19 protein-coding genes and 1 tRNA gene are annotated in these 21,257 nt (G+C 42.6%); 5 read left to right on the forward strand and 15 right to left on the reverse strand.

Annotated features, from left to right (window positions below):
- Positions 1-31 precede the first annotated feature (31 nt).
- From ldpA to IQ246_RS01670, 7 genes are all read right to left on the reverse strand, one after another.
- Entirely contained in the window at positions 32-1,195 is a 1,164-nt protein-coding gene (gene ldpA, locus IQ246_RS01640) for a circadian clock protein LdpA (RefSeq protein WP_193999494.1), read from the reverse strand.
- 205 nt (positions 1,196-1,400) lie between these two features.
- Positions 1,401-2,729 (reverse strand): response regulator, encoded by a 1,329-nt coding sequence (locus IQ246_RS01645; RefSeq protein ID WP_193999496.1) that lies wholly within the window; start codon positions 2,727-2,729, stop codon positions 1,401-1,403.
- 180 nt (positions 2,730-2,909) lie between these two features.
- Positions 2,910-4,745 (reverse strand): GGDEF domain-containing response regulator, encoded by a 1,836-nt coding sequence (locus IQ246_RS01650; RefSeq protein WP_193999498.1) that lies wholly within the window; start codon positions 4,743-4,745, stop codon positions 2,910-2,912.
- Positions 4,746-4,797: 52 nt separating this feature from the next.
- Complete coding sequence (locus IQ246_RS01655; protein ID WP_193999500.1) at positions 4,798-5,103, reverse strand: hypothetical protein; 306 nt, start codon at positions 5,101-5,103, stop codon at positions 4,798-4,800.
- A 25-nt stretch (positions 5,104-5,128) separates the two neighbouring features.
- On the reverse strand, positions 5,129-5,299 hold the full coding sequence (locus IQ246_RS01660) for a hypothetical protein (protein ID WP_193999502.1): 171 nt from the start codon (positions 5,297-5,299) through the stop codon (positions 5,129-5,131).
- Between the two features lie 523 nt (positions 5,300-5,822).
- Complete coding sequence (locus IQ246_RS01665; RefSeq protein ID WP_193999530.1) at positions 5,823-6,641, reverse strand: MOSC domain-containing protein; 819 nt, start codon at positions 6,639-6,641, stop codon at positions 5,823-5,825.
- A gap of 715 nt (positions 6,642-7,356) precedes the next feature.
- Positions 7,357-7,429 (reverse strand) — tRNA-Val (locus IQ246_RS01670).
- A 106-nt stretch (positions 7,430-7,535) separates the two neighbouring features.
- On the opposite strand from IQ246_RS01670, the gene IQ246_RS01675 reads away from it, so the two are divergent.
- Entirely contained in the window at positions 7,536-8,126 is a 591-nt protein-coding gene (locus IQ246_RS01675; protein WP_193999504.1) for a metal-binding protein, read from the forward strand.
- A 29-nt stretch (positions 8,127-8,155) separates the two neighbouring features.
- Positions 8,156-8,971, forward strand: a complete 816-nt coding sequence (gene mazG / locus IQ246_RS01680) for a nucleoside triphosphate pyrophosphohydrolase (protein WP_193999505.1) — start codon at positions 8,156-8,158, stop codon at positions 8,969-8,971.
- A gap of 13 nt (positions 8,972-8,984) precedes the next feature.
- Here mazG and IQ246_RS01685 read toward each other — a convergent pair whose 3' ends face one another.
- The 5 genes from IQ246_RS01685 to IQ246_RS01705 all read right to left on the reverse strand — a co-directional run bounded on the left by IQ246_RS01685 (position 8,985) and on the right by IQ246_RS01705 (position 13,833).
- Positions 8,985-10,451, reverse strand: coding sequence for an aldehyde dehydrogenase family protein (locus IQ246_RS01685; protein ID WP_193999507.1), 1,467 nt, complete (start codon positions 10,449-10,451; stop codon positions 8,985-8,987).
- Positions 10,452-10,640: 189 nt separating this feature from the next.
- Positions 10,641-11,045: a type II toxin-antitoxin system PemK/MazF family toxin gene (locus tag IQ246_RS01690; protein ID WP_193999509.1), complete on the reverse strand. Its 405-nt coding sequence runs from the start codon at positions 11,043-11,045 to the stop codon at positions 10,641-10,643.
- Positions 11,030-11,311 carry a hypothetical protein gene (locus IQ246_RS01695; RefSeq protein WP_193999510.1) on the reverse strand — a complete coding sequence of 94 codons (282 nt, stop codon included), beginning with the start codon at positions 11,309-11,311 and terminating at the stop codon, positions 11,030-11,032. The genes IQ246_RS01690 and IQ246_RS01695 overlap by 16 nt, the downstream gene beginning before the upstream one ends.
- A gap of 142 nt (positions 11,312-11,453) precedes the next feature.
- A complete protein-coding gene (locus tag IQ246_RS01700) occupies positions 11,454-11,888 on the reverse strand; it encodes a hypothetical protein (protein ID WP_244141901.1) in 435 nt (144 codons plus the stop codon).
- A gap of 295 nt (positions 11,889-12,183) precedes the next feature.
- Positions 12,184-13,833, reverse strand: a complete 1,650-nt coding sequence (locus tag IQ246_RS01705; protein ID WP_244141902.1) for a zinc metalloprotease HtpX — start codon at positions 13,831-13,833, stop codon at positions 12,184-12,186.
- A 357-nt stretch (positions 13,834-14,190) separates the two neighbouring features.
- On the opposite strand from IQ246_RS01705, the gene IQ246_RS01710 reads away from it, so the two are divergent.
- Together IQ246_RS01710 and cobO are read left to right on the forward strand one after the other, a co-directional pair.
- Positions 14,191-15,498 (forward strand): glutamate-5-semialdehyde dehydrogenase, encoded by a 1,308-nt coding sequence (locus tag IQ246_RS01710; protein ID WP_193999512.1) that lies wholly within the window; start codon positions 14,191-14,193, stop codon positions 15,496-15,498.
- Positions 15,499-15,573: 75 nt separating this feature from the next.
- A complete protein-coding gene (gene cobO / locus IQ246_RS01715) occupies positions 15,574-16,260 on the forward strand; it encodes a cob(I)yrinic acid a,c-diamide adenosyltransferase (RefSeq protein ID WP_193999514.1) in 687 nt (228 codons plus the stop codon).
- An 82-nt stretch (positions 16,261-16,342) separates the two neighbouring features.
- On the opposite strand, the gene IQ246_RS01720 is transcribed toward cobO, so the two are convergent.
- Both IQ246_RS01720 and IQ246_RS01725 read right to left on the reverse strand, forming a co-directional pair.
- Entirely contained in the window at positions 16,343-17,188 is an 846-nt protein-coding gene (locus IQ246_RS01720) for a hypothetical protein (RefSeq protein ID WP_193999516.1), read from the reverse strand.
- A 493-nt stretch (positions 17,189-17,681) separates the two neighbouring features.
- Positions 17,682-18,665 (reverse strand): RNA polymerase sigma factor, RpoD/SigA family, encoded by a 984-nt coding sequence (locus IQ246_RS01725; RefSeq protein ID WP_193999518.1) that lies wholly within the window; start codon positions 18,663-18,665, stop codon positions 17,682-17,684.
- Positions 18,666-19,140: 475 nt separating this feature from the next.
- Here IQ246_RS01725 and IQ246_RS01730 point away from each other — a divergent pair, with 475 nt between their 5' ends.
- A complete protein-coding gene (locus IQ246_RS01730) occupies positions 19,141-19,341 on the forward strand; it encodes a hypothetical protein (RefSeq protein WP_193999534.1) in 201 nt (66 codons plus the stop codon).
- A 126-nt stretch (positions 19,342-19,467) separates the two neighbouring features.
- On the opposite strand, the gene IQ246_RS01735 is transcribed toward IQ246_RS01730, so the two are convergent.
- Positions 19,468-21,198 (reverse strand): ATP-binding protein, encoded by a 1,731-nt coding sequence (locus tag IQ246_RS01735; RefSeq protein WP_193999532.1) that lies wholly within the window; start codon positions 21,196-21,198, stop codon positions 19,468-19,470.
- Positions 21,199-21,257 lie beyond the last annotated feature (59 nt).

Here is a 21,257-nt window from a genome sequence, read left to right on the forward strand (position 1 = left end):
CAGAGTTAAGGAAAGTATCCAAAACGAGCGATTAACGCTCCTGCTGTGACTTAAGCTGGGAAACGAGAGAATGGGCAAGTTTTACAGCTTGCCAAAGTAATACGTCATCTTCTTCCAGGCGGATAGTCGCCTTAATACTAGTGTTACTCACCTCCTTATTCTCTAACTGATCGAGAATTGGTGACAGCAGTACACGGGCGTAGCTACCGTAAGCTACTCCAGCAATAGAGGATGCGGCGATGCGGGGATGTGGGGATGAGGAAGAATCCCACTGTCCTACTCTCCCACTCCCCCCCTCTTCCCTTCTCTTTAGCAGTCCCATTGCCTTTAACTTAGCAACAGTGTAGCTATTAGTACCACCTGCTAACTGCACATATCCCGGTAACTTAGCTGCCAAAACTTTTTGTCCTAATTTCACCGCTGCTAAAGTAGTGCCATCTCCAATATCTCCACTCATGGGACGACCATCGGTTTGCCAAATTAGAGCACTCTGAAGCGGGGTAATCAGGTCATAAATTGCATGAAGATAGTCAGTCATTCCCTCGCCATCGGGACAGCTAATGGCTATTAGCTTTAGTTGATCTGCCCACGGTGAAATTGTTTGCCATAATCGCTGAAATTCTGCTATTCGCCCGATTTTGGTATGAATTTCTACGGCATCTATTCCCGTTGACATTACCAATGGCGCGATCGCTCCCGGCGTTGACATGTATGACGACGTATAAATTATACCATACGGGCAGATTGGTATGCAGCGGCCACAGCCGTAGCATTTTTGGGAGACAACTCCCGAAAATTCGTCTCTTATACGGTTAAACACGATTGCTTGTGCCGGACAAATCTTTTCACAGGGTCTAGGGCAGTCTGTAGGACATTCCGTAGAATTAAACTCTGCTTTGCGAAAATGGGGGTCTTCTCCATCATTTAGGCTGACCATCAAAAAGGGTAAGTTGCCTTTGTAGCCAAACCCTCGCTCCTGGGCATCTCTAGCCAAATCTCTGGCTACTTGTAGCGCTGCTTGCGCTGCTGCAATCACCGCTGGATCAGCTGCCACATCTATGCAGTCAGCGCCCGCCAAAGTGTAGGCTAATGTTAAACTTCTGACCGCAGGCAAATGCTGGAAGCTGGCTCCGCAGATCAGCTTGAACCAGTTGCCTTGTTTGAGAGATTGTAAAGGGGCGAACAGATCAGTCACCTTTCTATTATGCGTTTATGCGACTGAAAATAGTAGCCTGTGCTCAACAAAAAGTCCGGATTTCCTCATGAAGAGTTTTAAGTGGTCAGTCCATCTTCAATCGGAGTAGGCTTTCACATCTGGTTGATCAAAATTTAACTTTCTGATTACCAGTAGTAAAAGAGACTGGGGAAGGTGGGGCCCCCTCTGGGGATCAGGGTTAAATTTATTTGATCGGAATTTTGATCGCAAACTCTGCTCCTTTTCCTGGGGATGAGGTGCAAGTAATCTGTCCTTGGTGTTTTTGCACGATAATCTGATGGCTAATCGACAATCCTAGCCCACTGCCTTTGCCTACTGGTTTGGTGGTAAAAAATGGGTCAAATAAACGCGATCGCAACGATTCATCTATACCAGAGCCATTATCGGCGATCGCAATGCTGACAAGATTAGAGTCTTTGACTTCTGTGTGAATCCGAATTTGTGGAATTGTCCTTTGTTCTCTATTCTCTACTAATAACATAGGCGCTTCGCCTTCCCGCAGGGTATGACTAGTGACAAATGACTCTTCAATAGCATCAATTGCATTATTCAACAGATGCATAAATACCTGATTTAGTTCACTAGCATAACAATTTACTAAGGGTAAATTACCGTATTCTTTGACTATAGCAATAGCGGGACGATCTGCTGTTTCTCTAAGTCGATGCTGCAACATCACCAAGGTGCTATCAATACCTTCATGAATATTTACCTGCTTCATTTCGGCTTCATCATGTCTAGAGAAGTTTTGTAGCGCTAGTACGATTTCCCTAATGCGATCAGCACCTCTATACATAGCACCTATAAGATTTTGTAGGTCGTTAATCACAAAATTCAGATCTATATCCTTGACCATTTGCTGAATTTTTAGTGTAGGTTCTGGATATTCTTGTTGATAGACCTCAATCATATTTGTTAAATCTTCTACATATTGACCAGCATATTGAAGATTGCCATAAATAAAACTAACAGGGTTATTAACTTCATGAGCAATGCCAGCCACTAACTGCCCCAGTGCCACCATCTTTTCGTTTTGAATTTGTTGGACTTGAGCAGCTTTTAAATTATCCAGAGCCTGTTGTAATAAAAAATTCTTTTCTTGCAGTTTAGTTTGGAGTAAACGTAAATTAATCTGATTTTCAATTCTTAATACAACTTCTGCTCCATAAAAAGGTTTTGTAATATAATCTACGCCACCAACATCAAAGGCTTTTACTTTATCTAAAACATCATCCATGGCACTAATAAAAATCACTGGCACTTCGCAAGTTTTACTGTCTGATTTTAATTGTTGACAAACTTGATAGCCATCCATCTCTGGCATGTTGATATCTAGTAAAATCACATCTGGTAAAACCATTTTACAGGCACTCAATGCAATTTTACCGTTTAAGGCTTTGCGAACTTCAAAACCTTGTGCAGACAACATTGCCGACAAAAGACGCAAATTGTCTGGGATATCATCGACTACCAAAATGTTTCCTTTATGTTGGTTGGTTTGATTTAAATCCATTTAAAAAAAGAATTATTTTTATAAAACCCGTATCTGCATACGCCTACTCAAAATCCAAGCTAAGCGCATTATCTACACCAGAGGGTCTGGATTTGCTTTCCCCAATGACGAACATAAGTTCAGTTAATTTGGAATTAAAGTGTAGATACAAAGAAGTTTCCCAGAAGGTAGGAATAGTCATTACCATTGAGGCGCTGCTATAAGCAAGTTGAGAACCAATTGTTGTTCTAGGGGTCTAGAAAATAAATATCCTTGAGCAAAATTACAGTTTAAACTTCTAAGTTGAGCTAACTGTTCCTTGGTTTCGACGCCTTCAGCGATCGCAGTCAGCCCCATTGAATCGGCAATACCAATCATTGCTGGTACTAACCCCATATTCTCTTGATTTTCCTGCATACGTTTGACGAAAGATTTGTCAATTTTGAGTGCATTCAAAGGAAAGCTATACAAATAACTCAAAGAAGAATATCCTGTACCAAAGTCATCCATAATTAGCTTAATTTTTCGCTGCTTTAATTGCTGAAGAATTGTTTTAATTCCGTTAGTATTTTCCATAATTACACTTTCGGTAATTTCCAGTTCTAAGTTAGCAGGATTAATTTTATTTTCATCAATAATTTGATCAATTTGAGATATAAAATCTGGTTTAGAAAACAACCGCGCACTTAAATTTACACTGATAGTTAGGTTTTCTGGAGTTGCTGGGTGCTTTTGCCAGATGCTTAGTTGATGGCAAGCTGTATCCAATACCCAGATATTGATAACATTAATCAAACCTGTTTCTTCTGCAACAGGAATAAACTCTCCAGGAGCAACTAGACCACGAATCGGATGTTGCCAACGAACTAACGCTTCAAACCCAGAAATTTTACCTGTGGCCAGGGAAATAATTGGTTGATAGTAAACGCGAAATTCTTGCCGTTCAACAGCTCTTCGTAGGTCATTTTCTAACTCTAAAAGTTGGATGGCTTCCTGATACATTACTGGATCGAAAACGTGATATCTAGCTCTACCTTGAGCCTTAGCACGATACATCGCTGTGTCTGCATCCCGCAACAAATACTCTGGACGTTCGTAATCTTTGTTGCCCCAACTAATACCAATACTGACATTCATAAATACTTCATATCTAGATAGTTTAAAAGTCAGTGCTAGTTGTTCTAAGATGCGCTCAGCAAGTTGGATTGCCATGCTGATATCCGTAAGATTTTCTATGAGAATCCCAAATTCATCGCCGCCTAATCGTGCTAAAGTGTCAACGGGCATCAGACATGTTTGCAGACGGTGAGCGATCGCTATCAGCAATTCATCTCCCACGAGATGTCCCAGAGAATCATTAATAACTTTGAAGCGATCGCAGTCCAAAAACAGTACAGCAAACTGATAATTATATTTTTGTTGAGCACGATTTAAAGCTTTTTCCAGTCGCCTGATAAACAACACTCGGTTTGGTAAACCAGTGAGTGAATCATGCAGTGCTATATCTAGCAACTTATTTTGCAGTTCCTGACGAGAACTAATTTCCTCCTGAAGTATTTGCAAAGCTTTTTCTAGCTCCCAAGTACGCTGTTTTACTCTTTGTTCTAGTTCAGCATTTAAGCTCAATATTTCTAATCGTGCCGTCCTCAACGCCAGTTGATTTTGCACACGCACTAAAACTTCTTCAAACTCAAAAGGTTTAGCAATATAGTCTACACCACCTACTTTAAAAGCTTTAACTTTGTCGAAAACATCACCTAAAGCACTAATAAAAATCACCGGAATATCTACAGTTAATTCCCAAGCTTTCAACCTATGACAAACTTCATAACCATCGACTTCTGGCATCATAATATCGAGTAAAATCAGATCCGGTAATACTGTTTGACAAGCCGTCAATGCCATTTGCCAGTTCAAGGCTTTGCGGACGTTATACCCTTCCTTGGTCAGGATAGAGGATAAAACCCGTAGGTTGATCGCCATATCATCAATGATCAAAATATCTTTTTTATCAGAGTCTAATCGCTCGTAATTCATTCTACGTTTGTTATAGTCAATTCCATGATTTTCTCAAACTGGTAATTTCTTGCTAAATACCGGAGAAATTGATAGCTTGACCTTTATTTGGTAGAATTTGCTTGATTAACTCTAAAATCAGGTTATTGCTACAGCTAGCTCCGGCGTGGTGTATCTTTCCCAGACACTCAGGTAAAATTTGCGGCAAAAACTCTAATAGTTCGGCTTCGCTAGCAAACATGTGTACTGTTTGATCAACAACTGCTTGGTTTTCCTTATGCCTGATTTCTCGATTTTTAATCACTTCGTCATAAATTTGCTCTTCTAAGGCTTTAATGGGAATAATTCTGTCAAAATTGGGAATTTTCATATTATTCATCCTAACGTTTTCCCTTGTAGTGCTCTCAAAATCGGCAGACCAGCACTAGGTAAAGTTGATTAGTTCCGGCAAAATAGACTTGAGCTACTTTTGATAATTGTGTGGCGCTAACTTCAGCCACTGCTCCTTGGCCAAGCGTCTGCTGGCAAATTTGATTTGTGTAATCAGATTTATTATCTGTGATCATTACATCCACTGCTCCGGTTTCTAAAATTTGAGTCAGCTGACTCTGACTTTTGGATGGAGCCTCATTTCAAAATTTCTAGGACTTACGCAACTGACACACAAGGCTTCTGGCAAGAGTCAAGGGTCAAGGGGAGCCACTGCGCCCTTGCGGCTCTGCCGACTTGTTCGCGCAGCGTCTTTGACAGGAGAAGGAAGTGGCGTTCAACAATCAAGGTTTTTTGGACTTTTGACCTTTGACTGTGGACAACCTCAACGGAAAAAATATGACACTTGCGTAAGTTCTGATTTCATCTCAGCATTGTTTGCTTCTAAAACAGATTGCCATTATCTCGATGTTCAATACCGATAAATTCACCTTTGGGGCTTAGGGCGTGTCATCAATTAGGTAAACTTGAGTGAGAACTGGTGAAAAAATAAACACAGAACCAGCCCTTTCAAGTTCTTGTAATTTCTCTCAAATTATAGTTAGCTGATTAGTGAGAAATCAAGTAAATAAAATCAAAAGATTTCTTACTTTTTACTTTGACGAAAGGTTAATTTGGTTGAGAAAGTATCTCTACTTCGTTGCCTATTTGTAAAATTTTCCCGGCTTCCGAGGCGGGTAATCTTGTATTGACACTCAATCTGAAAAAGTTATTAAAACGGGACAAGGCTACCCAATCTGGCAAGGTTGCTTGCCGCTGTTTCACAAAGATTTTTTGAAAGTTCGGGTAAGTTTTCCCTAAGTAAGAATCACGTGTTGGGACTACACAACGCTGACACGGATTAACTCCATAAAAACAAACATCTCCTACTCGAAAGGAGACTACATCGCCTTGTTCACTAAATAACCGATCTTCCCAAAACGGCGGTACACCATCAATCTCGATGTTTGCACGTATCCGACGGCGCATTTCATCAACACTCAAGCTAGGGAACCAAGAAGCTACTTCCGCTAGTGTTGCTGTACTAATTACCGTTGGGCCAGGCGAGTTTGTATCGTCAGGAAACCCCATAAGAGAATTTTGCGCTAATGTAACAGCAAACCCGAAAAAATCACTCAAAGACGCTTCTAGACCTTGCCTTTCGTCATCCAGATGAAAAACTTGTTGTGAGTCGCTGTTTGGGAATTGCAGCGAAATAGTTCTATTGAAAAGTGCAGATTGCGATGCTCCAAAGAGGCTTGCGTAATATGCTCGCAGTAAATGAATTTTAGCATTGCGCTTGCCATTTACTAACTTCAAAGCCTTGTCAAAAATGGCAAACTCTCGGTCATGCTGTAGTGCTCCACTAATGAGCACTCTAATATTTTCAACCTCAAAGCCGTCCAATGACTTGATTGGGTAAAGTAAAATTTTAGCTAGGTACGGCATCATATCAATTTGGGATTTTTAGATTTTGCAGAAAGTCTGTAGTAACCCGTAGGATGCGCCGGATAGTGGCGAAGAGAACTTTCCAAGACGGATTTTGGATTTAAAGACTAGTGATTTGTTGATGGTTGATAGTCACCAGCTTTCAATCCATAATCCCCATTGCCCCTTATCCCTAGAGGAAAACCCAAGTTCCACAGTTCCTTCTACATCTCAAATCCCTCGGTTACTTATTCACTTTACCAATATTATTCAAAGGCTAGAAGCGAACTAGAGCACAATCAATGATATTCTCGCGGGGGACAATACCAGAGTTTTCCCTTCAATCACATGGCAGACATGGAGTGGCGTAGACGAGATTTCACAAAAAAATATTTCATGATCTCTCAACCCATAAGCTGCCATCACTCCATAAGCCCAAAGCCAAGCAGGAGAATCAATAAAGAGCGATCGCGCCTGAATTATTTGGTCATCAGTGGGAATTTGGCGCGGCTTAGTTTAGGCATTGCCATAGCTGCCAATGTAGGGTTTGAGGTCAACTGTTATCCCTGCAAGTTCAGCTATAATCTGCAATTTTTCACTGTGCTAATCTTGATCTCAAATTTCTCTGTGATTGCAGGTAATATCGGGTATTTCCAGGTAATAATATTACCCTAAATCACAAAGCAGTTTTACTCAGATATGCAAAAAGCCGCCAGATTGACGGCTTTTCAATGAATGGGCAGTACCAGACTCGAACTGATGACATCCTGCTTGTAAGGCAGGCGCTCTACCAACTGAGCTAACCGCCCGTTTTGTCTTCCAGTTAAACAATATAGCAAAATATCTCGCATCACGCTAGTATTTTTGGGAAAATATTTTTTTGTCTTATAATCACTCAGTACTCAGGATTTAATAATGCCCTCTGGTCGAACGCACGATCGCATTACTATGTATGCTTTGCCGTTCGTGGCGGGCGTAACTTTCTGGCAAACTCGCAGTAGCAATGCGACTTTGTTGGTTGCAGGTGGATTTCTATTTGGGGGGCTAATGTTTGGCCCCGATTTGGATATTTACTCTGTGCAATTTCAACGCTGGGGTTTTTTGCGCTGGATTTGGCTACCTTATCAAAAAAGCCTCCGCCATCGTTCTTTTTTCTCCCACGGGCCGATTATCGGTACAACATTGCGGGTACTTTATCTGGGCGGCTTGTTAGCTATCTTGGCAATTGTCATTTTGGTAGTTGCCGAAAAGTTGTGGAATATTGCTTTTACTTGGCAGGATTTAGGTGTAACTGTAGGGCGATCGCTCACGAGTTACAGTACTGAATATATCTCCCTGTTTTTGGGGTTTGAACTTGGTGCAATGAGTCATTCTCTGAGTGATTGGGGTGGTTCGGCATACAAGCGCGTGCAAAAACAGGGGCTTAGGAGTTTGCTTCCTAGTGGCAAAATTAAGAAGCGTAAAGTTACAAATCGTAGTAGTCGTCGGATTAAGCCAAAAAAATAATTTTAAAACGCAAAGGGAAGCGCAGAGGTATGGAAGTGAATCAAAATGAAAGTTTGGCGGCGTTGCAGGAATTGATTGAGGTGGTGGCGAAATTGCGATCGCCTGATGGTGGTTGTCCGTGGGATTTGGCGCAAACTCCCCAAACGCTGACACCTTATGTGATCGAAGAAGCTTATGAGGTGGTAGACGCGATTAAGAGTGGGGATAAAGAGGCGATCGCAGAAGAGTTAGGCGATTTATTATTACAAGTGGTACTGCAAGCCCAAATCGCTAGTGAATTTGGACAATTTTCTCTTCAAGAAGTTGCTCAAGGGATTTCCCAAAAGTTGATTCGGCGTCATCCCCATGTGTTTGGTGATGTGTCCGTGACAAGTATAGATGAGGTGCGGCAAAATTGGGAACAAATCAAAGCTGCGGAAAAAGGCGAGCCATCCTCAGAGGAGCAAAAACTTAGTGCTAAACTTAGTCGTTATGGACGTACTCTTCCTCCACTAACGGCAGCGATGAAGATTTCCCAAAAGGCTGCTGCTGTTGGGTTTGAGTGGGAAAATATTGATGGGGTTTGGGATAAGTTTCACGAGGAGTTGGGCGAGTTTCAGCAGGCTTTGGCTGAGGAAACACCAGCACGACAACAAGCGGAATTAGGCGATTTACTATTTACAGTGATTCAGCTTGCGCGTTGGCATCATCTCGATCCTAGTGAAGCATTACAAGGTACAAATCAGCGATTCGTGCAACGGTTACAAAAAATGGAGGCAGTTTTTAACCGCCCCCTTTCTGATTACAGTTTGGATGAGTTAGAAACTCTTTGGCAGCAGGCAAAAGCCCAACTAGCCCAAGAGTAGTAATACATTCAGTTTACAACTTGATAGTAACAGTCTTAATTTCTGTATATTGCTGCAAGCCATATTCGCCTAGTTCTCGACCAATACCAGATTGCTTAAACCCACCGAAGGGTGCAGCAGCATCGAATACGTCGTAGCAATTTACCCAGACTGTACCAGCGCGTAAATTGTTAGCGATCGCATGGGCTTTAGTGATATCCTTTGTCCAGACTGCGGCTGCAAGTCCGTACATGGTGGCATTCGCCCGTTGAATTACTTCGTCGAGATCTTTAAACTTGATGATGCTCATCACTGGTCCAAAGATTTCTTCTTGAGCAATTTTCATATCATCGCGGACATCAGCGAAGACTGTGGGGGCGATGAAGAAACCCTGTTCTCCGACTTGATTCCCACCACAAAGCATTTGAGCACCTTCGCGCATCCCAGACTCGATGTAACTCATCACCTTGTCGAATTGGTCTTTGTCAACCTGGGGCCCTTGTTCTGTTTTGGCATCGAAGGGATTACCAACAATCCGATTTTGAGCTTTTTCTACAGTTTTGGCGACAAACTCGTCATAGCATTTTTCTTCCACGAATAGCCGTGAACCAGCACAGCAGCACTGCCCTTGGTTAAAGAATATGGCATCGTGGGAACCTGCGATCGCTGCATCCATATCAGCATCGGCAAAGACAATATTGGGACTCTTTCCACCAAGTTCTAGAGTGACGCGCTTGAGGTTACTCTTGGCGGCTGCTTCCATAATTAGATGTCCTACCTCGGTGGAGCCAGTAAAGGCCACTTTGTCAATATCCTTATGGCGAGCGATCGCAGCTCCGGCTGTTGGGCCATACCCTGATAAGATGTTCACCACACCAGGGGGAAAACCAGCTTCAATAATCAACTCGCCCACTCGTAGCGCTGACAATGGTGTTTGTTCAGCAGTTTTGAGAACTACAGTATTGCCAGTTGCCAAAGCCGGGGCTAGTTTCCACGCTTGCATTAATAGCGGGAAATTCCAAGGGATAATCTGACCAACCACACCTACAGGCTCATGGCGAGTGTAGCAGAAGTACGGCCCGTTAATTGGGATGGTTTTACCTTGAACTTTGTCAGCCCAACCTGCATAGTAGCGGTAGCAGGCGATGACTAGTTCCAAGTCGCCTAATGAATCTTGTAGCGGCTTTCCGTTATCCAGGGTTTCCAGATGCGCCAATTCATCAATATTCTGCTTAATTAAATCGGCTAGTTTGTAAAGTAACTCGCCACGGCGGGTGGCAGAAATCTTAGACCATTCCCCATTGAAAGCTACGCGGGCTGCTTGTACTGCCTGATCTACATCTGCGGCGTCTGCTTCTGCTACTTCACAGATTACTTCACCTGTAGCTGGGTTAATCGTTTCAAATCGGCGATCGCTGATACTATTTACCCACTCGTTATTAATCAGCAGCCGAGTTGGGCCGATTTTGACCTGTTGTCCTGGTACTGTTGCTGTAACCATCAGGCCCTCCTTAAACTTAAGAAAAAGTTTGCTTAAATCTATTAGTTATGTTTCTGTGCATACAGTAATTTGCTAGGTTTCTTTATAAAGTTTTTAGCTTTGCTTAACATACAATTTACATAAAAACGCTTTTCCCAACTCAACAATAAAACTATCACGCAGATAAAATTTAGCCTGTATCCCTATTTTTTAGGATTTTGGGCTTTTACCTCGTTCCAAAGCTTTTGATTCTGGTGGCGGAGGTTCGGGGGACTTTTGAAGGATTTCAATAATTGTAGTAATGACTTCATTAGTTTTTTCGTTCTTAAGTTTCCCTAGACGTCGAATAACATTCCTTTTGTCAACTGTTGCAATAATGTTAGGGCGAATATAGCAAGGACTTAAGTTGAGTTTACCAACCCTGAAATCTTGGTCTTCTAACTTAATTGCATAGTCTCTGCCTGGTTTACTAGTAATAGGACAGACCATGATATTGTTACTATCTGATTCTGCAATTACCAAAGCAGGTCGTCTTTTAGTGGCAGATGCATCAGAAAATGGAAAAGGCACAGAGATGACATTACCTTTGTCAAGGTTTTCTATAGATCCTTCCAAGCTTTATCTTCCTCTGGATCGAGCCACACTTTATTTAGTGATGACTCACTTAATTCTAAAAAATCTTTTACCAGTGTTTGAGAATCATCTAAGTTGCTAACTTGTAAACCCTTCACTCTTTCAAGTGGTAGCCCAGTTAGTTTTGCTACTAAAGCTAAATCGATACCTTCTTGCAGCATATTGAGTGCAACTTGGATTAACCCCTGCTGCAAACCTTGTTCCCATGCTTCGCGTAACGTTTTCGGTTTAATTGCCGAGTCATGCATAATTTTGTTAGTTCGTTGCCCTATGCTTCAATAATATCTGGGAGGTTCTTCCCAAAGAAATGGAGGCAGTTGAGAACCGCCTCCTGATAAATTAAAGCTTGGATGGAATGAGAAATGCTCAGGCAACAGGCTAAAATCTCAGCTATCTGCTGCTCAAAAACATAGTCAAGACCACTCCTAGGATAATCGATCCACCACCGAGGATGAATGACCAGAAGCGATGGTAACTGTTAACGGTGGTGCCATTTTCACTTTGGAGTTGGATAAGATCCATCCAAGGTGCAACGCCTCGGCGGAACCAACCCACAGCCCCAACTTGTTCACCAATTAGGCTTTGGACTCGCTTCATTCCAAATAGAAAATTACCAATGGGGCCAAAACGTGAGGCATAGTGCAGATAAAGCATCCCGCTACGATCTTGAATTTTTAGGTCGGAACCAAATTTATAACCTGCGTCGCCACGACCAATTAGTTGACCTTCTAGTTTGGCTGGTTGTCCACGCAATGGACTGGCGTAGGGGTCTGACATCAAGGTGAGAATGTCCGTTTCTGGTGCTTGCTTGTAGTCGGGGAACATCACCAAGGCTTTAACGCTTCGCGGAAGTCCCCACCCTCAACTTTTAGTAGGGTGGGGATATGGAGCGGGGGGTGAGGATTCCATCTAGAATTGATTTTTTACTTGGTAAAAACAAATTCTGGATGGATGACGAATCCCCAGGATTTTCTGGTAAGATAGATAGCGTCTTGACCATCAATGCCATAAGCGAAAACCAAGCTAATAGGTATATGTTGCATCGCCCTTGGCGTCTCCCCTTGGGAGAAGAAAAAAATTTGGGTCTTGGGAACCAGGACTCCTGCCCTTGGAGGGAATGTCAGACCAAAAAAACTACGGGGTTTTTGAGGCTATTCCCGATGAATTGGGAAGCCCCGTTCGTCTTACGGCGGGGTAGTTCACTCAGAATTCCTATTCCTAAGCCAATGAATGGCGCACCCAGTACTAAACCGGAGTTGGGTGAACTTGACCACAGAATCACACCCATTACCAAACCAACGAAGAAACCAATGGTTTCCGCACCGTAGAGTACAACATCTAAAAAGAAGTTACCGTAAAGTCTACTCTTACTTAGGCTTTTGCCTTCGCCAATGACTCGCCCCATATCGAACTCAGTCGGTAAACCTAGCTGTTCGGCATAGATGCTGAGGGCGCGGACTCGTTTGCCAGTCAAGGGATGAGTGGAATTTAACTCCATCCACCAGCCCCACGGGTTAAACATATCCCACAAAAAGACGCGACCAATTTTTTGCGGATCGGATGCAATGCGGTAGGCGGTTCCTGTAGAAGCAGCGGCTTTCGGGTCATAGATACCCAAGGCGCGAGTACCTTCAATCAAGCGGCTAGGTTCTGGCGTTGGCGCAGCCTCTCCAAAGGAGAATCGCGAACCTTCTTCTAAAATTCCATAAGCAATCTTCACCAAAGCGCGGGATAATCCATTAGGGTTCCCTGTACTTTCTGCTGCAAAGTGGTCAGCAAAGTACTCCCTGGTGCGGGAGAGATACAACAGTAGGTAAGTACCGAGTATATAAAATACATAAGCAACTAAAGCAGCTGTTTGCATAGCATCTTTGATTTTGCTATCGCCACCACGTCCAAATCTTCTAGCTGTGCTGTAAATTAGGTAACAAATTTGTACTAAGGTAGAAGCTACTGTCATCACTGCAAAATCCCAGTGAACGATGTGCCCTAGTTCGTGAGCGTAGACTGTAGCAATTTCATCATCATCAAGGTAAGTGAAAAGTCCTTGACTGACTACTAAGCGGGCGCTGTTAGGCAATGAACCATAAGTAAAAGCCGTGGGATTTTGGTCGTTAATGATTCCCAGTCGGGGGGTTTTAAAATTTTTTTGCTGACAGACTTGACGAATGACTTTAGCTGTCTCTGGACTGAGGCTTTCAATTTCTGCCAACTCTACCCAGCGAGTTTGGTACAGCCAGCTTTGAGTTAAGTCCATCAGGAAGGGAGACAGGAAAAAAGCGGCGATATTAAAAATGAAGGTAATACCAATTGCGATCGCTAGCCCTTGGAGTGGATCGTTACTACCCAAAATAAATACTAAGCTCAAACCTAAAACCAAGACCATGCCAAACAGCAAGGTCATGGTGACACCAGAAGCTAATACCAGACTTCCACCCACACCCCCCATTGCTAATTTCACACCAACAGTAGCAGCACGGCTGGCTTTTTGAGTGGTGCTATGGGTTTCTGGCGGTTGGGAAAAGGATTGACGGGCTTGTTCTGCCCAAGCGCGAACCTGTAGATTTTCGCTGAACATTAACCTTTGACACAGAAGCTTGGCTTTTTCGATTTCGCCTGTACCTTGATAGGCTTTCATCAACCACATCTGTGCTGAAAGATAATCTGAGGAATTGTAATCAACAGCATTCCCGCAAAACTCTTCTAGTAATTGAACTGCTTCCTGATAACGTTTTTGTTGAAAAGCATCTAATCCAGATTGTAATGACATAAAATCTCCCTAGCAAAGGAGTGGTCTTTTATCCATGAATACTCAATAGATCCAGCATTCGTCATCGCAATTTCGGAAATGACCGAAGTATAAATTATTTTTATAAGTAAAAGACTAGAAATATGCGGTTATTTGCTTCTCTCTAGTCTGTTGGACGCCGAAAGCTATTTTTTGATAGTACGTTAAAATACTTAACCAAGATGTAATATAAGTACAAGTGCGTCAGTATAACCTTTAAGTAACCAGTAGGGTGTGGTAAGGGGAAATGACAAATGACCAATGACAAATGACTAGCTAAGGTTGATAGGATGGGGAAAAAGCAAAAATTATTGCTATATTTAAAAGTCTTTTTGTGCCATGACTATTCTCGACATTGCTTCTCCCCTAATTGGAATCGCCCAACGAACCCGCCAAGCTGCAAGTAAGCTAGCACTTCTCTCCGCTGAGGCTAAAAATCAAGCTATTGAAGCGATCGCCCAAGCTTTAGAATCAGCCAGAGATGAAATATGCACAGCAAATATTGCTGATTGTGAAGCCGCTGCTGCTGACGGAATTCCCAAACCACTTTACAAGCGGTTGCAGTTGGATGAACATAAGTTAAGAGATGCGATCGCTGGGGTACGAGATGTAGGTAAACTAGCTGATCCAGTGGGGAAAGTGCAAATTCACCGTGAACTCGATACTGGCTTAGTTCTCAAGCGGATTACTTGTCCTTTGGGTGTTTTGGGGATTATTTTTGAAGCACGTCCAGAAGCAGCAATTCAAATTGTTTCTCTGGCTATTAAATCGGGTAATGGTGTGATTCTTAAAGGTGGAAAGGAAGCTGTCCGCTCTTGTGAAGCAATAGTCAAGGCTATAAAGCAAGGATTATCTCAAACTGCTGTTAACTCTGATGCAGTGCAGTTGCTGACAACTAGAGAGGAAACTCTAGAACTTTTGAAGTTAGATAAATATGTGGATTTAATTATTCCTAGAGGTTCTAACTCTTTTGTGCGGTTTGTACAAGAAAATACGCGCATTCCGGTATTAGGACATGCAGATGGCATTTGTCATCTTTATATCGACAAAGCTGCTGATATTAATAAAGCAATTTCCATTACTGTTGATGCCAAAGCACAGTACCCTGCTGTTTGTAATGCAATTGAAACTTTGCTAGTTCATCAGTCGATTGCCGCAGAATTTTTACCAAAAGTGGCTGAATCTTTAGAAGAATGTCACGTAGAATTAAGAGGTGATCAACGCACTTTGGCAATTTTACCTCATATTAAAACTGCAACAAAAACAGACTGGGAAACAGAATATAGCGATTTTATTTTGTCGATTAAAATAGTGGATGCTATAGAAGATGCGATCGCTCATATTAACCAATATGGTTCTCGCCATACGGATGCGATTATCACTGAAGATTTAACCACTGCCAAAACCTTCATCGGATTGGTAAATTCAGCCAATATATTCCACAATTGTTCCACCCGCTTTGCTGATGGTTTCCGCTACGGTTTCGGTGCAGAAGTAGGGATTAGTACCCAACAAATGCCACCCCGTGGCCCCGTTGGTTTAGAAGGATTGGTGACATACAAGTATCAAATGACTGGCGATGGTCATATTGTAGCGACTTACACCGGAGCGAATGCTAAGTCCTTTACTCATCAGGATTTAGTTTAAGTACTTTTGGAAACCTAAATAATTTATTGCTCATGTAATCTCGAAAGTTATAACAGTTATTTGCAGACAAGGTTGATGACAAACGACACACCAAAAGAATTGATTCCCGACCAAGAGATTGAGCGTTTGATTGACGAGGTAATGTCCTCATCAATAAATGAGCTAACTGATGAACAGTACCGCAAAAAGATGCAGCGGCGTAAAGAAGTACAGGATCGGCGCATAGCACAAGCTGTACCCGAAAAAGGGTTAATTATTGTAAATACTGGGAATGGTAAGGGTAAAACTACTGCGGCTTTGGGGATGGTGTTACGATCGCTTGGTCATGGGTACAAAGTAGCGATCATCCAATTCATCAAAGGAAGCTGGGAACCTTCAGAAAAGAGGGTTTTCAGTTATTGGGAAGACCAGCTAGAATTTCATGCCATGGGTGAAGGCTTCACCTGGGAAACTCAAGACCGCGATCGCGACCTCGACAAAGCTAGCGCTGCTTGGCAGAAATCATTAGAATATATCCGCAACCCAGATTTTCATTTAGTACTATTAGATGAAATCAATATCGCCCTCAAAATGGCTTATTTACAAGTTGAGGAAGTTTTGGCAGGGTTAGCGGAAAAACCAGCTGATAAGCACGTTATTTTGACAGGTAGAGGCGCACCAGCTGCTTTAATTGAGCAAGCTGATCTAGTAACCGAGATGACTCTAATTAAGCATCCTTTCCGCGATCAAGGTGTTAAAGCACAACCAGGAATTGAGTATTGATTGATCTCACAGAAGCCGTCCTTTGTCATTAGTCATTTGTCTGTTATAAATACAAATGACTAATGACTAATGACGATATCCATTATTTAGCGAACTTACCGTAGGAACCTGTTGAAGATTGATTACACATCTGCAATATGCGGCGATCGCTAGCACTGATCCGATTTAATTGATGATAGTCTTGCAATGCTACTGAGTAAGCATAGGTTGTTGACTCATCCTCAGTGACTCTAGGTAGTCTATTAGTTGCAGCTACCCGACTCGAACTGGCTTCATCTGGTGAACCATTCACCGTCATCGCCAACTCTCCAGAGCGATCAAGTGTACCCTGGAAACAACTAAACTCCGATTGTGGCATATATAATGCACCCCTGACTCTGCCCTGCTGCTTCTGAAATATGATGTATCCTTGTCCAAGCTGGTTTGGTTTTGGGGATTGGCCATAGAGATAAATCCCATTTCCTACGGGAAAATTTGTTCTCGGTAGAATTCCTGCTTCGTTTACAGATACCTGACGGCCCAGTGCTATGGTTGTAGGTACTGTTTTTCTTGTTGATAAGTTTGCAGAAGTAACATATTTAGACCGCTGTTGAGAGCGTATGGATACTTTGCTACGAACGGGAGTTGATTTTGCAAGTTTTCTCTGCTCAAACTTTTCTGAACTCTTCCTAACTCTAGAAGCTGTCTTTTGTTGACTTCTTTGCTCTCGAACTTCTCTTAGCCGCGATAACAAAGGGATTTCAGAACTTTTTTGAATTCGAGCAGATGAAATTTGAAAATCTGTAACTAATAACGTAGATGCTTTTTCTATTTGGCTACTCAGCACTGGTTGAGTCTGCTTAGCCACGAAACCAAGGGTGAGAAGTAAGCCCGCAAGGGGAATTCCCAACTTAAGAGAGGGTAAGAACTGACGAATGTTGTTAAGCACCCTACTTCTCCTGTTAAAAAAATAACTAAGTTCTGTAGAACTTATTTGAACCGTAACTAAGTCTTGACTGTTCAAGGCTCCGTCGATGGTTTGATTTCTATTGTCTGAAAAACAAAACCGTCAAAGAATTAAGTTTTTCTAGAATTTAGGTCTGTAATCTTAATCTACCATTGGTTAGATTTTTCAAGCTTCATCCAATAGTTTCACCCGATTGGGTGAGTTTAATCACAAATTAAACACTTCAATGAATATCTTAATATTTATGTTTTAGATTTTTAAGTAAAAAAAACTATATTCCAGATAACTGATAGCGATCGCTCTGAACTTATATTTTCAGAGCTTGTAGGGTAGGCATTACAATGCCCCCAGTGGCCTGTTGATATAAAATATGCTGTAAAAAAACGCCCCCTGAATTCAGGAGGCGTGTTAAAGAAAAGCTTCCAACAAGGGCGGAACTAAAGCTAATCATTAGAACTGTTGGAAGCGATCGCTTTTAGCTAGCAACGTATTCTTTGACATTAGCGCGACGGCGACGCAGATGAGCAAGAGCCTGATGCTCTAATTGGCGGACGCGCTCACGGCTGAGATTTAACCGCTCGCCTACTTTTGCTAAAGACAATTCGTTACCATCCTCTAAACCAAAACGCAGAGCTAAAACTTCCCGCTGTTGGGGGGTTAATTCTGCTAAAAGGTTGTTCAAATCTTGGCGTAAAAATTCCTGGTTGGTGTAATGTTCTGGTGATGGGCCGTCATCTTCCAGCATTTCTTGCAACTCAGTATCTTGGTTATCGCCAACTTTAATATCCAAAGAAACTGGCTGACGCGCCATATTTAGGTATTCGCGGATTTGGGCGGGTTCCAACTCCAGTTCTTTGGCAATTTCCGCCGGAGTGGGCGATCGCCCCAAAGTTTGAGCCAGTTCTCGCTGCACTTTTTTGATTTTATTCAGTTTTTCGGTAATGTGAATCGGTAAGCGGATAGTCCTACCTTGTTGGGCGATCGCGCGGGTAATGGCTTGGCGAATCCACCAGTAAGCATAAGTCGAGAACTTATAACCCCTTGTCGGATCAAATTTCTCTACGCCCCGCTCTAATCCTAGAGTTCCTTCCTGGATCAAATCCAGAAATTCCATGTTCCGCTTTTGGTACTTCTTAGCAATAGCAACGACTAAGCGCAAATTCGCTTCGATCATTTTTTGCTTGGCTCGTTTCCCTTGCGCCACCGTTTGTTTGACATCAGTTTCAGTTTGGTGAACGTTGTCAGCCCACTCTGACATACTTGGTTCACGGTTCAGTTTCTTCGCCAAAGCCTCCTTGGCGTCGATTAACGTCATCATTTGTTGCACCTGCTTCCCGTATACAATCTCTTGTTCACGGTTCAGCAGTGGTACACGACCAATTTCCCGCAGATAGGTTCTCACCATATCAGCGGTGAATTTGGTGTTTAGGTTTTCGGTTTGGGTGTTAACAGTAGACATTGGTACGTAGTCCTCTACTCCGTAAACACAATAAAGAGTTTATTACTAAGGTTTTCTTGCTAGATGGTTTGGGAAAGGTAGTATTTGTATCACGGAACATAGGGCGCTACCAAAAGCAATCAGTTAATACAGCCGTTGTCGAGACGGTACGCCCCTGCGATAGGTTCCCCTACCTTTCCTAAATTTTTTAATTTATTAGAAGCACGCTGGGTTGTTTTTGAGAATTCTTCATTTGGACAGTCACTGGCAGCAACTGGTAAATACGAAGTCAGTATGAGTTCTACTTAACTTTATATTACGATAAATCAGGGGAATAGTAAAGTAGCTTAAATAAAGCTTTTAATTATAATCCGAAATTGCCCGGTTGCAAAAAATTAAATTTCCTTTAGTACGCTTGTATATCTATAGTGACGCCAATAACCCCTCTTCTGTTGCCAGTAATTAGCCGGATAACCGAACTTTATTGGCTGTGCTAATGGGGGATGTTACGAATTTGTCATTGGGCATTGGGCATTGGGCATTGGGGATTGGGCATTGGGCATTGGGCATTGGGCATTGGGCATTGGGGATTGGTTCTGACGTAGATGTGTCAGCTGCTTCCCTACAGCCTAGAACAAAAGACAAAGCGCAAAGTCACAAGCCTTGGCTTCCTTGGATCAGACAGCAGTTCCTTTAAGCGGCGGAACCTCACTACAAACTGCCTCAACTTTGTAACAGAGGACTAATGACTAATGACTAATGACTAATGACTAATGACTAATGACTAATGACTAATGACTAATGACTAATGACTAATGACTCTTTAAAAACCAAGATCAGCTTTGGCTAGTTCAGCAGCGGCAAATACTTCTGTATCAGTCTTTTCTTCCCAGGCTATGTCACCAATTTCGGCGTAGAAAGTTGCATCGTAAGGACGCGTACGTACTACTACTGGCATGGGAACAGCGTGACCTAAAATTAAGGCTTGTTGCTTAGAGTCTAATTTTGCTAACACCGATCGCAGAGCGCCACCACCAGAGACGCCTGTAAAAATCGCTTCAATATCTTTTTCATCATTCAGCAAAGCGGTGATGCGAGTCCCAATCTGGGACATAACCTCATTATCTATCCCTGATGGGCGTTGATCAACTACCAGCAGTGTTACGAAATATTTCCGCAGTTCCCTGGCGATAGTACCAAAGATGGTACTTTGTACTATTGCTGGGTCAAGGAAACGGTGCGCCTCCTCAATAGTAATCATTAGTGGTGTTGGGCGATCGCAGGGATTTTTGCTTTGTAAGAACTTATCTGCTTTCTTGACGTAATGCTCATGAATTCGCCTGGTGATCATATTAGTCACCAACATATAAGAGAGCATATTCGACTGGGAACCGAATTCGATCACAACATTCTTCCCAGCTTCCAGACATTGGACAATTTTACTAATATAATTCTGGGGGCAAACTGCACGCATATACTTCAAACTATCCATACGTAATAGTTTGCGCTGCAATGCCATGATCGAGCCTTTGTGTCCGCGCTTCTCCTCGCAGAACATCTCGATTTCTTCGTTAGTCATATTTAGCAACTGGACAATCCAAGACTTGCCAAACTCGCTATACAGGATATTAGCGTTATCCAGGGCTGCATCTGAGAGTCCTAAATCTCGACTACATAACTTAATATCTTCAACTTCAATTTGCTCGTAGCTAAGATACAGTTCTTGAGCATCACGCACACCCCGACGCTTTGTCGATTCGGGGTCGAGGGTGTATACTTCGACTTTACCAGGAAAAAGTTGCTTTAAACCTTTAACAGTATTTACGTTCTTTCCTTCTGCAACTGCTTCCCAGCCATATTCAGAATGCATATCAAAAATCAAGTTAACCGCCGCACTTTTGCGGATGACGCCAGCTAAAAGTAAGCGTGTCAAAAAGGATTTACCAGTACCAGATTTCCCAAAAACCCCGTTACTACGTTCAACAAAGCGGTTTAAATCGATGCACACTGGTACATCCATATCCAAAGGTTTACCAATGGAAAAATTGCGCCTTTGGGGGTCATCTTCCCAGCCAAATACTCGGCGAAAATCCTCTTCACTAGCTTCGTAAACTTGACTGAAGTGGCTAGGAATAGTTTTAACAGGGAGTAATTCCATCGTAGAACTGGTTTGGGGCACAAATGAAGCCAATCCCGTCGTCGATGGGACGAAGGGATTGGCAGATTTGCCATTTGTGGGTGAGAAAGATTCTTCAGCTTCGGGAGTAAACATCAACATCGGCGCGAGATTGATTGTACCGTAAGTACCACTCCCGGCTAAAACGTCTCGTAAAAAAGTGTCTTCCCAACTGGGGGGATTAGCAATAATTCGCGCATTAGCAGCTCCGAGTGCTACATCTGTCAGCATACAGAAAAAACGCGATCGCATCCCTTGGACAACGAGAAATTTACCCACCCGCATATCTTCGACAGAAATATCAGGGTGTAATCGTACTTCTAATCCTCCTGTGAGCGAACCTTGTGTGACCGAACCTAATGGCTGTCCCGAATTCATTTTGGCCATTTGTCATTTGTCATTTGTCATTAGTTATTCTCCCCCCCCATGTCCAATGC

The organism is aff. Roholtiella sp. LEGE 12411 (assembly GCF_015206995.1).
GTDB lineage: Bacteria > Cyanobacteriota > Cyanobacteriia > Cyanobacteriales > Nostocaceae > Komarekiella.

Coding starts and splice junctions, on each gene's coding strand:
- IQ246_RS01645 (WP_193999496.1), bottom strand. CDS start 2,729: ATGGATTTAAATCAAACCAACCAACATAAAGGAAACATTTTGGTAGTC.
- IQ246_RS01650 (WP_193999498.1), bottom strand. CDS start 4,745: ATGAATTACGAGCGATTAGACTCTGATAAAAAAGATATTTTGATCATT.
- IQ246_RS01655 (WP_193999500.1), bottom strand. CDS start 5,103: ATGAATAATATGAAAATTCCCAATTTTGACAGAATTATTCCCATTAAA.
- IQ246_RS01665 (WP_193999530.1), bottom strand. CDS start 6,641: ATGCCGTACCTAGCTAAAATTTTACTTTACCCAATCAAGTCATTGGAC.
- IQ246_RS01675 (WP_193999504.1), top strand. CDS start 7,536: ATGCCCTCTGGTCGAACGCACGATCGCATTACTATGTATGCTTTGCCG.
- mazG (WP_193999505.1), top strand. CDS start 8,156: ATGGAAGTGAATCAAAATGAAAGTTTGGCGGCGTTGCAGGAATTGATT.
- IQ246_RS01685 (WP_193999507.1), bottom strand. CDS start 10,451: ATGGTTACAGCAACAGTACCAGGACAACAGGTCAAAATCGGCCCAACT.
- IQ246_RS01695 (WP_193999510.1), bottom strand. CDS start 11,311: ATGCATGACTCGGCAATTAAACCGAAAACGTTACGCGAAGCATGGGAA.
- IQ246_RS01700 (WP_244141901.1), bottom strand. CDS start 11,888: ATGTTCCCCGACTACAAGCAAGCACCAGAAACGGACATTCTCACCTTG.
- IQ246_RS01705 (WP_244141902.1), bottom strand. CDS start 13,833: ATGTCATTACAATCTGGATTAGATGCTTTTCAACAAAAACGTTATCAG.
- IQ246_RS01710 (WP_193999512.1), top strand. CDS start 14,191: ATGACTATTCTCGACATTGCTTCTCCCCTAATTGGAATCGCCCAACGA.
- cobO (WP_193999514.1), top strand. CDS start 15,574: ATGACAAACGACACACCAAAAGAATTGATTCCCGACCAAGAGATTGAG.
- IQ246_RS01725 (WP_193999518.1), bottom strand. CDS start 18,665: ATGTCTACTGTTAACACCCAAACCGAAAACCTAAACACCAAATTCACC.
- IQ246_RS01730 (WP_193999534.1), top strand. CDS start 19,141: ATGGGGGATGTTACGAATTTGTCATTGGGCATTGGGCATTGGGCATTG.
- IQ246_RS01735 (WP_193999532.1), bottom strand. CDS start 21,198: ATGAATTCGGGACAGCCATTAGGTTCGGTCACACAAGGTTCGCTCACA.